A 12361-nucleotide genomic window follows, 5' to 3' on the forward strand; every position below is an offset into this window, starting at 1 on the left:
TCAATTACTTACCAGAAAGTTTTTCTTTCAAAGCAGCCAATTCCTCGATGTCACCTAATGTAGTCTTTTCAACCGGACCGGTTACCATTCCAGATTCCTCTTCTTTTTTACCACCACGTTTTGAGGATGCCTTCTTTTCAGAAGTTGCCTTAGCGCCTTTTTGCTCATCTTCAAAGATGCGGCTGTGAGAAAGGATGATACGTTTAGCTTCCTTGTTGAACTCGATTACCTTGAATGAAAGTTTCTCATCTACTTGAGCTTGAGAACCATCTTCTTTTACAAGGTGCTTCGGAGTAGCGAAACCTTCTACGCCGTAAGGCAAAGAGATTACGGCACCCTTATCCAATACTTCGATGATTGTACCTTCGTGGATAGAACCAACCGTGAAGATTGTCTCGAATACATCCCAAGGATTCTCTTCCAATTGCTTGTGGCCTAAGCTTAAGCGACGGTTTTCCTTATCGATTTCCAATACTTGAACTTCGATCTCTGCTCCGATCTGAGTGAATTCAGACGGATGTTTGATCTTCTTCGTCCAAGACAAATCAGAGATGTGGATCAAGCCATCAACACCTTCCTCGATTTCTACGAATACACCGAAGTTAGTGAAGTTACGAACCTTAGCCGCATGACGAGAACCTACCGGGAAGCGCTCCTCGATGTTTTCCCAAGGATCAGCCTTCAATTGCTTGATACCAAGAGACATCTTACGCTCGTCGCGATCCAAAGTCAAGATTACGGCCTCAATCTCGTCACCAACCTTCATGAAGTCTTGAGCGGAACGCAAGTGCTGTGTCCAAGACATCTCTGAAACGTGGATCAAACCTTCTACGCCCGGAGCGATCTCGATGAACGCACCGTAGTCAGCCATAACGACAACTTTACCCTTAACCTTGTCACCAACCTTCAAGTTCGTATCCAAAGCATCCCATGGGTGCGGAGTCAATTGCTTCAAGCCAAGAGCGATACGTTTCTTCTCGTCGTCGAAGTCCAAGATAACAACATTGATCTTCTGGTCAAGCTGAACGATTTCTTCCGGATGAGAAACACGTCCCCAAGAAAGGTCTGTGATGTGGATCAAACCGTCTACGCCACCCAAGTCGATGAATACACCGTAAGAAGTGATGTTCTTGACAGTTCCTTCCAATACCTGTCCTTTCTCCAATTTGGAGATGATATCTTTCTTCTGTTGTTCCAACTCAGCCTCGATAAGAGCCTTGTGAGATACAACAACATTCTTGAATTCTTGATTGATCTTAACAATCTTGAATTCCATAGTCTTACCTACAAATACATCGTAGTCGCGGATCGGCTTCACATCGATCTGAGAACCCGGCAAGAACGCTTCGATACCGAATACGTCAACGATCATACCGCCCTTCGTACGACATTTGATGTAACCTTTGATAATTTCGTCTTTTTCAAGAGCCTCGTTAACACGATCCCAAGAACGTGTAGCGCGTGCTTTCTTGTGTGAAAGGATCAATTGTCCTTTTTTGTCTTCTTGGCTCTCGATGTAAACCTCTACCTCGTCACCAATCTTTAAATCCGGGTTATAACGGAACTCGGACATAGGAACAACACCGTCAGATTTGAAACCGATGTTTACAACAACCTCACGTTTGTTCATAGAAGTAACGGTACCCATAACCACTTCTTTGTCTTTTACCGTGTTTAGGGTCTCGTCATACGTTTTTACAAGATCGTCCTTGCTTACTTCGGTGTAAGTCTCGCCTTGCTCGAAAGCGTCCCAGTTGAAATCTTCAACCGGCTGGATGTTTTTTAAATTTTCCATTCTTTAATTGTTAATACTAAGTTTGTTTTAATTAGTAAGTTAGACTTTATGTTGTCATCTCTCAAAAATCGGGGCAAAGGTAATGCTTTTTTTCTGATTGACAAGAGTTTTGAGGGGTAAAAACATTCAATTGGGCCGTGTTGGCTGTAATTACGGAAAACTGTTGATTTTTATTGATATTTATTTTGTAAGTTTGCGAATTGTAAGCGATAAATCAATGAGTAGAGGATTTTTAAGAAAGTCCAGCGTCAATACTTTTATAGGAATAGTGTGGATTTTGTTTGCGGTGAGCGCAAGTGCGCAGAATGCCGTGAGTAAATTTCGTGCGGATAGCATACGCCAATCTTTATCGTGTATCCAAAAACCTCAGGATAAGATACCCCTTCTTAAAGAATTAATCGGCTTGTACTGGCAATTGCCGGAGGAGGTACCAGCGTTGAAAGAGATAATCGATATCGCGATGCCTTTGGATTCCATCGGGATCGTATACGATGCGATGGCTGGCTTGAGTCGTTATTACCCTGCTATTAGGACGTTTGTCCGAGTCGGGGGCGCTCTTGAAACAGTATGATCATTTATTGGATTCCTTGGAAAGGAAGTATAATGGGGAGGGAAAGATTTTTCCGGTAAAACGTCATCGTTGCTTGATGAGTTGCTATTATTGCGAGCTGTATACCATGAAAGGGAATTCGGGAAAGGCACAGGCGTATTTGGATCAGGCGACCGCTTATTTGGATAGTTCTTTTGGGGATAGGGTGGAGGCTCAATATCTGCGGACAAAATCATTTTATTATTGGAAGGAGAAAGATTATAGGCATGCGTTGTCCGCCGTCAATCTGGCTTTAAAGATCAATCGTGATCTGGATAAGTTGGAGATGAAGAAAGCGATATTGCAATCGTCCGGCCAATTGCAAGAGGCGGTCACTATCTATGAGGAGATCATCAATAAGACGGAGACGATCAACATGGATGCCTTCGACCGGCAAATCGAGCAACTCCGTGTATTGAATGACTTGAATGACATGGAAAAGCAAGATCGGGAGTTGAAGCTGAAATCGGAGCAAGAAGCTTTGAAGCAGAAGCAGATTGTCGTATCTATCGGTCTTCTATTGGTCTTGATGGGCCTACTCTATATGTTGTGGCGTATTTATATGCATACTAAGCGGTTGAGAAATGAGTTGCTTCAGGAGAAAGACTCCTTGATCGCTTCGGAGAAGCAACTGAGGGTCGTGACGAAAGAGGCGGAGGCGGCGAACAAGAAGAAAAGCGCATTTATCGCCAATATCAGCCATGAGGTGCGTACGCCGTTGAACGCCATTGTCGGGTTCTCGGAATTATTGGCGAGTAGCGAGTATAGCGAGGAGGAGAAGATCCGGTTTGCCGGGGAGGTGAACCATAGTTCCGAGTTGCTATTGAATCTGGTGAACGATGTCCTGGATTTATCCCGTTTGGAATCCGGCAAGATCAAGTTCAGCGTGAAGCCAAACGATCTGGTCGCCTGTTGCCAGAGGGCGTTGGATTCGATTCGCCATCGGGTGAAGCCCGGGGTCCGATTGACGTTTACTCCCTCGCTTGAATCTTATACCTTGAATACGGATGCCTTGCGTTTACAGCAGTTGCTGACTAACTTGTTGTCGAATGCCGCTAAATTCACCTCTGAGGGAGAGATCAATCTCTCGTTTACCGTGGATGAGGGCAAGGAGGAGGTCCGTTTCTCCGTTACGGATACGGGCTGCGGGATCCCGGAGGATAAGTGCGAAAAGATATTCGAGCGTTTTGAGAAACTGGACGACTTTATTCAAGGTACCGGCCTAGGACTATCTGTTTGCCAGATCATCTCGGAGCAGCTTAATGGCTCTTTATCGGTGGACATCTCTTATAAGGATGGAGCCCGGTTTGTCTTTATACATCCAACGAATTTAATTGAGACCCCCATATGAGACAGAAGAATCGACTCAATAACTGGATATCCATACGTATGGGGATGGTCATCGTGATCTTCCTAGGCGTATCTTGCGGTTCGATGAAATCTTCCACACCTCCTCCCGCCAAGGATCGTTTAACGGAGATCGACAGCTTGGAGAGGTTATTGCCGGACTGCCCGACAATAGCGTCTACCTTGCCCTTATTGCGGAGGTTGGCATTCCTGTACCAGCAGCAATCCGAGATGAAGGTTTATAATGAACGTCTTTATGAAAATGCGATGGCGGTGGATTCTATATCTGTCGCATACTTGGGATTGAAGAACTTAGCCGAATATTATTACGATCAGTCTGTACGTGATAGTTTGGAATATTATTGTTCTCTCGTAGACTCCATAGCCAAGGCCCGGCATGAATACCCGAATGTGTTGTTTGACGTGAAGAGCCTTTCCTGCCAAGATCTCCTTTGGCTTGGGAATTATGAGCTGACGATGAGCGAAGCTATGGATCTGTATCGGTTGGCGAGCAACTTGGATCATAGATATGGCTTGCTCCGTTGCTCGGAGACATTAGGATTGATTTACCAACGAATCCGGAGGGATAGCGACGCTGTCGTCTCTTTTCAGGAAAGCCTTGATTTATTGAAGGATATAAAGGATGTGCCGGATATCATGGATACTAAGGTCCGGTTAACTTCTTATCAATTGGAGAGTAGCGTACGGACGAAGCAATACGCGTCGACGGAACGGATCTTAGGGCAATATAAGGCTTTGCTCGATGAGCAGTATAAGATCTACCAAGAGAAAAACGATCTTTTGTCTATTAAAAGAGAATATTGGTTACTTTATTCTTTTTACACGAGTTTTTATCTTTCGCAAGGAGACTTGGAGAATGCCAAGCGTTCGTTGGATCAAGCCTCTTCTTATGCGGATAGTAATTGGGTTGAGGGAGATTATGCGATCAATACCTACCTGGCGGTTAAGGCCCGTTATCATAAGGCGGCAGGAGACATTCCGCTGGCGCTTCATTGTATAAATGAAGTGCTGGAGACCGAGCGGCTGCCCGAGGATATCCAGTTCAAGGCGGATATCTTGAAGGAACAGGGACTACTTGGGGAGGTCATGGCTCTATATGACGAACTTTATAGTACGCTGACGAAAAGGCGGGGAACTTCTTTTCTCCGGCAGGTAAACCAATTGCGTACCTTGCATGAGCTGCATGAAAAGGAGTTGAAAGAAACGGAATTGAAGGAGGCCGGGCAACGCATCGCCCGGAAACAGGATCTGCTGATCTTTATCCTATCCATATCGGTCGTGCTGTTGATCCTTCTCTATGTCCTGTTTTTGTACTACCGTCATCTACGATCCTTGAAGAACCAGTTGCAGCGGGAGAAAGAGTTGCTTTTGGAATCTCAAAGACAGTTGATAAAGGAAAAGACCCGTGCGGAAGAGGCTAGCTTGATGAAAAGCGCTTTCCTGGCGAATATGAGCCACGAGGTCCGGACTCCGTTAAATGCTATCGTGGGGTTCTCCGGTTTATTGGTGGAACCTTCTACCGATGAGGAGGAGCGGAAGGAATATTCGTCTATCATCCGGAACAACACGGATCTGATGTTGAATCTGGTAAACGACGTATTGGACTTATCCCGGATGGAGACCGGAGACCTTCATTTTGACATCAAGGATCATCTGCTTTTAGTATGTTGCCAAATGGCTTTGGAGAGTGTACGCCACCGGATACCGGATGGGGTTAAATTGACTTTTTCTCCCGCCGGGGAACCAATCGTGGTACATGTAGATAATCTGCGCCTGCAACAACTGTTGACAAACGCCGCTAAATTTACGGAGAAAGGCGAGATTAATCTATCGTTTCAACTTGAGCCGGACCGGAAGAAGGTACGTATAGCCGTTACGGATACGGGCGCCGGAATCCCCCTTGAAAAACAGGCTACCATATTCAACCGCTTTGAGAAGCTGGACGATTACAAGCCCGGCGTGGGTTTGGGGCTCTCTATCTGTCTCCTGATCGCCGAGCGGCTGGACGGCGCCTTGTTTATCGACTCTTCGTATACAGACGGGGCTCGCTTCGTGCTTATCCTTTCTTGTGAAATAGATTCCTCAATTTATAATCCGCCAATAGAAGTATGAGCGTGATGGCCCCTATGTATAAATAGAAAGCCAAGGCCGATGTGCTTATCGTGGGGATGGCTATCTTGGGTATCTCCATATATACGAAAGATACGATCGCGAGGGAAATCATGATAAGCGAGGCCACGATCGCCGCTAACAGGCTGAACCGTTCGTCACGTTTCTTCGCCTTTGCGGACTCAAGCATGATTTGTCGCATTACGTTCGAACGGAACGAGGCGGGAAGCTCCTCCTCCGGTATGCGTTTGAATAAATCCCCCAATAAATCGGGTTGTTCCTTATTTGTGTTTATCTTACTCATGATCCATTCCATTTAATAATACAAACAATTTTTTTCGGATGCGATGTAGCTTGACTTTAATATTCGAGGCGGTCAAGCCGGTGATAGAGACCAGTTCTTCTATTGTTTTTTCTTTCCAATAAAAGAGCAAGATCAAGGCCCGTTCGTCCGGTAGAAGTTGTTCAAGGGCGACTTCCAATCTTTGAACCTGTTCCGTGGATTCGGTTTGTCCGAACAGGTTCGTAATTTCCTCCTCCGATACGTTTTCAAGTGTAGTCTCCTCAATCGCTAGAAACTCATATCTCTTCTTCCGGACCGACGAGATCGCCGTGTTGTAAGCGATCCGGTAAATCCATGTGGAGAAACTGCAATCCCCTTTGAATGAGGCGAGGTTTTTGAATACCTTCATAAACGTATCTTGCGCCAACTCCTCAGCCTCCTCTTGGTTTTGTACCACTTTGAGGATCAACGAGTTAATCGGACGGCTATACTTGTCCAAAAGGCAAACGAAACATGCCACGTCCCCCGCTTGTATCCTTTGTATGTAATATGTATCGGTATACAATTCCATTGTACTTAATGGACGCAAGCCGGGTAAATAGGTTACAACTTGCGGTAACAAAAATAAAAAATATTTTTCAGCCCGGAGGTGTAACCTATGGGAAACTGTTGCGTCAAATTAGCAAACAATATGAATGAATCAATTAAAATTATACAGTTATGATGGATTTTATTTCTGTTCCGCTAGTTGTCGGAATCGTTTGTGCAGGTATTTACGGATTATTTGAGTTGTTTGTTCGCAAGAGGGAACGTTTGGCGATTATCGAGAAGATCGGTGATAAACTGGATGCCTCTGCTTTCGATGGTAAATTGGGACTGCCTCACTACATGCGAAACTTCTCGTTCAGTAGCTTAAAGGCCGGGTGCCTTTTGGTGGGAATCGGATTAGGTTTGTTGGTAGGCTTTATTATTAATATGTGTATGGCGACAAATTCTTATTATGATGATGGTTGGTACAGGCATGAGGTAGCGGGTACGGCTTATGGGGCTTCGGTTCTTTTGTTCGGGGGAATCGGCTTGATAATAGCGTTCGTCATTGAGCTGAAACTAGGTAAGAATAATAAATAGCCATAGGCTTGCCTGTATAGACGTAGCGTGCTGCATGCAGCACGCTACGTCTATACTACAGGTAGATCTCCCCGAAGAATTCAGGACAATGGAAATTAGGCTCGGGAAGGTCGATCGGACTCCAACTTACGAAATGCGGATTCATTGTCTCATCGGCGCATTTATAGAAGTTCCCTAGTATTTTCTCCGGCAGATTACTAGGATCTAACCCCATCAACTTGAGTGGTATGACTACGATTAAGTTCCATGTATGAATACCTTTAATCTCCTCGAATGCCCTTCTTCTCACGGATGGGAGTCTTATGATGCTTTTATACTCTTCTTGCGAAAGCGACGTCTTGATATCCCGTGAGGTACGGCGGGCGGCATCGCAAGTCCCGATACAATTAAACTCGAAATTCATATAATGCGAGTCACCTTCCTTTTTCATGAAGAATTCCACGCAACTATCCTTATGGACCGAGGAATTGTCCATCTCATAAGACGCCTTTAGCGAATTACCCTGCACGCTATATCGTATATATAGATTTTTCTCTGTCCGGGCTATATTAAAAGCGGTGATCGGCTTATATGGATACTCATGCCAATTGGCATGGGTGAGGAACTCACGTTGGGATTGCACCTCAAGAATCGGTTCTATGGATGTTATATCGAGTACATCCAGAACGGGGATAACAGGAACTTTCAGTCTTTTCATTTTAACTATAGATTTGAAGTAAAGGCCATTGTAAGTAGGAGGTCAATAAAACCGATAGGGCACCGATAATAGACAATACGATAATGACAGAGCCCACGATCCGGTTCAGTAACCAAATACCTCTAACGTTGAACCATTTCCTCAGTTTTCCAATAATATATGTTATGCCGAACCACCAAAGAACGGCCCCTAACCCTATGCAAACAATGCCCAATACCAGCAGCCAAAACGAATGTTCAGGCAGCACGAAACCAAACCGGGCGAATAATCCTATATAGAGCAAGACGATTAACACGTTGCTAAAGGTAAGTAGAAAAGCTGTAATAAAGTCTTGGGTGAACGATAATTTTTTTTCTCGGTGTTTCTTTAGGTTCCTAGTCGGGTTGCTTTGGAAGATATAATACCCGAAAATGCCGAGAACGATACTTCCGATCAATTGCAGGGGCGCTTGGTTCGCCTCCACGAAGTTGACCACAACTCCCATGCCCAGACAAGTCAGTGCCGCATAAATCACGTCGGATAGAGCGGCCCCTAATCCGGTGACGAACCCGTGCCAACGTCCTTTATTTAGTGTTCTTTGTATACAGAGCATACCGATGGGGCCCATGGGGGCCGAAACCAATACACCTATAATGATTCCTTTACTAACGATTCCTAGCATTAAGTTGAGTCTCTTCTAGTTTCTTGGGCAAAGATACATCCATTCCGCGATAAAAAAAAGGTAAAAAACGTAAGATACTGTAGGGACGAGGCTCGCTCGTCCCTTATTTCGGGAAATTGGGACTGTACAATAGGGTCGTATCGAGAGTCATCAATTTACCGTCTTTCACGAATGAATCTCCTCGCTCGGACAGATGCTCTACCATCATCTTGCGTAGTTCGGACAACTTATTCTGATAGGCTGCGTCCTCACTAAGGTTATGTGTCTCTCCCGGGTCTTCCCGTAAATCGAACAACTGCTCGCTTCCGTTGTGGAAATTCCAGATATACTTAATCTTCCCATCGGTAAGGGCTGCCCAGTAATTATCGTCGCTATAGCAAGTGGCATGCTCCATGTCTATATAGGGGCGCCATTGTTCCTGCTGGCCTTGGATCAGCTTGAGTAAAGACCGCCCGTCCATATCGGGAGGAACCGACCCGCCGGCGATATCGATAAAGGTAGGCAAGAAGTCTCTCAGTTCTACAGGTTGTTCTATGCTGCTTCCGTCCGGTATGGATTTGGATATACCGGCGGGCCATTTTACGATATAAGGAATATGGGCCGAACCCTCGTACGGATAGGTTTTCCGCCAATGATAATGATCGCCCAACATATCACCATGATCCGCCGTGAAACAAATCAGGGCATTGTCGTACATACCTTTGTCTTTTAGGGTCTGGATGATTTGCCCTACTTGATCGTCGATAAAGGTGATATTGGCGTAATAATGGCGACGGGAGTTTATGGCATACGCATCCCCGAAATTACCGAATGGGGCATCCGATGCTCCTTGGAGAGGATCTTTCGGCTCGGCGTATTGTCCGCACCAATCTCCTATATGGGGTTTTGGGATATCCGCGTCCTTGTACATATCCAGATAACGTTGAGGCGGATCATAGGGACTATGCGGGCGGGCGAATGATACTTTGAGGAATAAGGGCTTGTCGTTGTCGTAGTTCCGGATCAACTCGCAAGCGGTCTGTCCGGTCCAAGCCGTAGGATGAAGCCGTTCGTCTAACTTATAGACACCGGCGGCATGGTCGTTCCAGCCGATACCCGTAAGATCCGGGTCTTTGCCGGGTGCCTGCAATTGAAACCATTCCCGGTAATCGCTGATGAAATCGGGACTTTCCACCCGGCCACTCTCGTCGATCAAGGTCGCGTGGAATCCGTGAAGTGCTTTCTGCGGAAACCAATGCATCTTACCGATCCCGAAGGTATAATACCCCAGATTCCGCATCATCTGAGACATCTCGTAACGATACTTCAAGGCCATGCGTCCGTATCCCAGCATACCATGATGCCAAGGAGACATCCCGGTCAATAAACCGGCCCGTCCCGGAGTACTACTTGGAGCGGAGGAATATCCGCTCACGAACAACGAGCCTTCTTGCGCCAGCCGGTCGATATTCGGTGAGATCACCGCCTTGTTTCCCATGCAGCCGAGGGCGTCGCCCCGTTGTTGATCGGTCATGATCAGGATGATATGCGGCTTACCGCTCTTTACGGGCATGGCGGGAGAGACGGCGGTCCCTGCCTCTTTCCCGCTTTTGCTATGCGTCATCCCCGGAAGTGTCGCACCCAGACCGATTCCGAGGGATGATTTAATGAAGTTTCTTCTTTCCATTATTTAGCCTTGATTGTGTGATCCCGAACTCCTTTTAAGATTCCCTGCAATTGGAAAACGATCTCCGGATGTTGCAAGGCCTTGTTTCCTTCCTCGTAGACCTTCGTCATGTCGTATAACTGAGGCTCGGGGGAATATCCGGTCTCAATCTTCTCATATTCCATGATAGCGGAACCTACGCTCGGCTCGATATATTTCCAATCTTTCGTACGGACGGAAAGTGCCTTATTAAGCGCTTGCTCGATTACCCACGGGCGGTCTTCCTTGCTTTTCCCGATCCAAGTATCCAGATAATCATAGCTATCCGGCGCGCTTCCTTCCGGAAGACGGGAATTCGTCAGTGAGGCAAGGGAGGCGAACCAGTCGATCTGGCTCACTAGCGCGTCTGATACGGCGGCTTGCTTGATCTCCTTTGGCCAATGTACGATAGCCGGGATACGCGTTCCCCCTTCGAAGGCGCTGTATTTATTACCTCTAAGCGGTCCGGCGGGTTTATGATCGCCTAGTAGCTCCACGGCCCGGTCCGCGTAACCATCGTCTACGACAGGTCCGTTATCGCTTGACAAGATGATCAAGGTGTTTTCCGTCAATCCCATCTCATCCAATGTTTTCATCAATTGGCCTACGCTCCAGTCGAATTGCTCGATAGCGTCGCCCCTCACGCCCATCGGGTTCTTTCCCCGGAAACGGTCGTGCGGGAAGCGGGGTACATGCACGTCGTTCGTGGCGAAATACATGAAGAAAGGCTTCTCTTTATTCTCCTTGATAAAATCGATGGCGTGTGTCACGATAGAATCGGCGATATTCTCGTCTTTCCAAAGCGCCTTGCCGCCACCTTTCATGTAACCGATACGGCTGATCCCGTTTACGATGGATTGGTCGTGCCCGAAACTGGGCTTCTGGTTGTATAATAATTCCGGATTATCTTTTCCGGTCGGCTCTCCGGGAAAGTTCTTCTGGTAACTGACATAGATCGGGGCGTCCGGATCGTAGTTCGCCACCTGCCCGTTCTCGATGAATACGCAGGGGACGCGGTCTGCCGTTGCCGCCATGATATAGGAATAATCAAATCCCAGATCGCCAAGGGCGGTGGGGAGTGGGGCGTTCCAGTCTTGCTCGCCCGCTTTGTCTCCTAGGCCAAGATGCCATTTGCCGATAGCGGCCGTGGCGTATCCTGCGTTCTTGAACATATCGGCTATCGTATAACGCTCCGGTCGTATGATCATTCCGGCGTTTCCCGCGGCGATGTCCGTTCCCGGGCGGCGCCATGCGTACTCTCCGGTTAGCATGGAATATCGGGAGGGCGTACTGGTAGAAGCGGTCGCGTGAGCATTGGTGAAGCGGATGCCGTTCTTGGCGAGTCGGTTGATATTCGGGGTTTTCACTTGCGTGCCGTCGTAGCATTCCAAGTCTCCATATCCCAAGTCATCCGCGTAGATGAACAATACGTTTGGCGTTCTAGGTGTAATGTCTTGTCTCTGTTGGGCTTTTGCGATACCGGCTGTAAGAAGCGAGGCACCGATCCCTACGATAAGTGTTGATTTCATGTTGTTTATTATTTAGATGTTCTATAAAGAGTTTGTATTATGACTCTATTTCGTTATCAAAATCAAGAAGGTTATCTGTCTGGTATTTATCAAAATCGGATTGGAATAGACGGTCTTGAATGATACGGTATTTCTCAAATCTTTTCTTATCAACGACATAGCCGCGAATGGCAAACTTGTAATATTTAGTTGCGTAGCTTTTGCCATCGGAAGCAGTTCGTCGGAATTTCCGACAGACTGAGTCTTCTTGTAATTCTTGGCTTTGAAATATATTTTGTAGATGTTCCGTGATAGTGGAACGGCTTTTATCGAACAATACGGCAATAGCATCCTGCGTCAGCCAAAGGCTTTCGTCTTGATATAAGACTTCTATACCTTCTTCTTTATTTTCTATTTGGAAAATCAAGAATTCAGCCGTGCTGTTGTGTATCTGCAATTTCTTATTCATGGCATGTTCTATGGACATTAATTATATACAAAAATAACCAAATTATTTCAGAATCAGGGTAACTACACCA

12 protein-coding genes are annotated in these 12361 nt (G+C 46.4%); 4 read left to right on the forward strand and 8 right to left on the reverse strand.

All coding sequences use genetic code 11. The annotated features are described in order from the left end of the window. Positions 1-4 precede the first annotated feature (4 nt). Entirely contained in the window at positions 5-1795 is a 1791-nt protein-coding gene (rpsA, locus tag NBH07_RS13015) for a 30S ribosomal protein S1 (RefSeq protein ID WP_005861137.1), read from the reverse strand. A 286-nt stretch (positions 1796-2081) separates the two neighbouring features. Between rpsA and NBH07_RS13020 the strand changes: the two genes are divergently transcribed. The 3 genes from NBH07_RS13020 (at position 2082) to NBH07_RS13030 (ending at position 5864) form a co-directional block, all read left to right on the forward strand. Then, the gene (locus tag NBH07_RS13020; RefSeq protein WP_232284148.1) at positions 2082-2366 is read left to right on the forward strand and encodes a hypothetical protein; all 285 of its coding nucleotides are present in this window, start codon (positions 2082-2084) and stop codon (positions 2364-2366) included. Between the two features lie 76 nt (positions 2367-2442). Continuing rightward, on the forward strand, positions 2443-3735 hold the full coding sequence (locus tag NBH07_RS13025) for a tetratricopeptide repeat-containing sensor histidine kinase (protein WP_005861141.1): 1293 nt from the start codon (positions 2443-2445) through the stop codon (positions 3733-3735). Next, on the forward strand, positions 3732-5864 hold the full coding sequence (locus tag NBH07_RS13030) for a sensor histidine kinase (protein ID WP_009276443.1): 2133 nt from the start codon (positions 3732-3734) through the stop codon (positions 5862-5864). Before NBH07_RS13025 ends, NBH07_RS13030 begins: the two co-directional genes overlap by 4 nt. Here NBH07_RS13030 and NBH07_RS13035 read toward each other — a convergent pair. After that, entirely contained in the window at positions 5809-6165 is a 357-nt protein-coding gene (locus NBH07_RS13035; protein ID WP_005861145.1) for a hypothetical protein, read from the reverse strand. The two genes, NBH07_RS13030 and NBH07_RS13035, sit on opposite strands and share 56 nt — an antisense overlap. Continuing rightward, positions 6158-6715 carry an RNA polymerase sigma factor gene (locus NBH07_RS13040; protein WP_010185258.1) on the reverse strand — a complete coding sequence of 186 codons (558 nt, stop codon included), beginning with the start codon at positions 6713-6715 and terminating at the stop codon, positions 6158-6160. The genes NBH07_RS13035 and NBH07_RS13040 overlap by 8 nt, the downstream gene beginning before the upstream one ends. A gap of 149 nt (positions 6716-6864) precedes the next feature. Here NBH07_RS13040 and NBH07_RS13045 point away from each other — a divergent pair, with 149 nt between their 5' ends. Beyond that, positions 6865-7272 carry a DUF6249 domain-containing protein gene (locus NBH07_RS13045; RefSeq protein ID WP_005861149.1) on the forward strand — a complete coding sequence of 136 codons (408 nt, stop codon included), beginning with the start codon at positions 6865-6867 and terminating at the stop codon, positions 7270-7272. Between the two features lie 55 nt (positions 7273-7327). Here NBH07_RS13045 and NBH07_RS13050 read toward each other — a convergent pair whose 3' ends face one another. From NBH07_RS13050 to NBH07_RS13070, 5 genes are all read right to left on the reverse strand, one after another. Further along, positions 7328-7969, reverse strand: coding sequence for a carbohydrate-binding family 9-like protein (locus NBH07_RS13050; protein WP_005861151.1), 642 nt, complete (start codon positions 7967-7969; stop codon positions 7328-7330). A gap of 1 nt (position 7970) precedes the next feature. Continuing rightward, positions 7971-8630, reverse strand: a complete 660-nt coding sequence (locus NBH07_RS13055; protein ID WP_005861153.1) for a LysE family translocator — start codon at positions 8628-8630, stop codon at positions 7971-7973. Between the two features lie 103 nt (positions 8631-8733). Further along, the gene (locus tag NBH07_RS13060; RefSeq protein ID WP_250833524.1) at positions 8734-10296 is read right to left on the reverse strand and encodes an arylsulfatase; all 1563 of its coding nucleotides are present in this window, start codon (positions 10294-10296) and stop codon (positions 8734-8736) included. Then, the gene (locus tag NBH07_RS13065) at positions 10296-11843 is read right to left on the reverse strand and encodes a sulfatase family protein (protein ID WP_009018363.1); all 1548 of its coding nucleotides are present in this window, start codon (positions 11841-11843) and stop codon (positions 10296-10298) included. The genes NBH07_RS13060 and NBH07_RS13065 overlap by 1 nt, the downstream gene beginning before the upstream one ends. A gap of 37 nt (positions 11844-11880) precedes the next feature. Beyond that, a complete protein-coding gene (locus NBH07_RS13070) occupies positions 11881-12291 on the reverse strand; it encodes a virulence RhuM family protein (RefSeq protein WP_009276445.1) in 411 nt (136 codons plus the stop codon). Positions 12292-12361 lie beyond the last annotated feature (70 nt).

Origin of the sequence: Parabacteroides sp. B2-S-102, from assembly GCF_023656665.1 — a bacterium.
In the GTDB taxonomy this organism is placed as follows: Bacteria; Bacteroidota; Bacteroidia; order Bacteroidales; family Tannerellaceae; genus Parabacteroides; species Parabacteroides distasonis.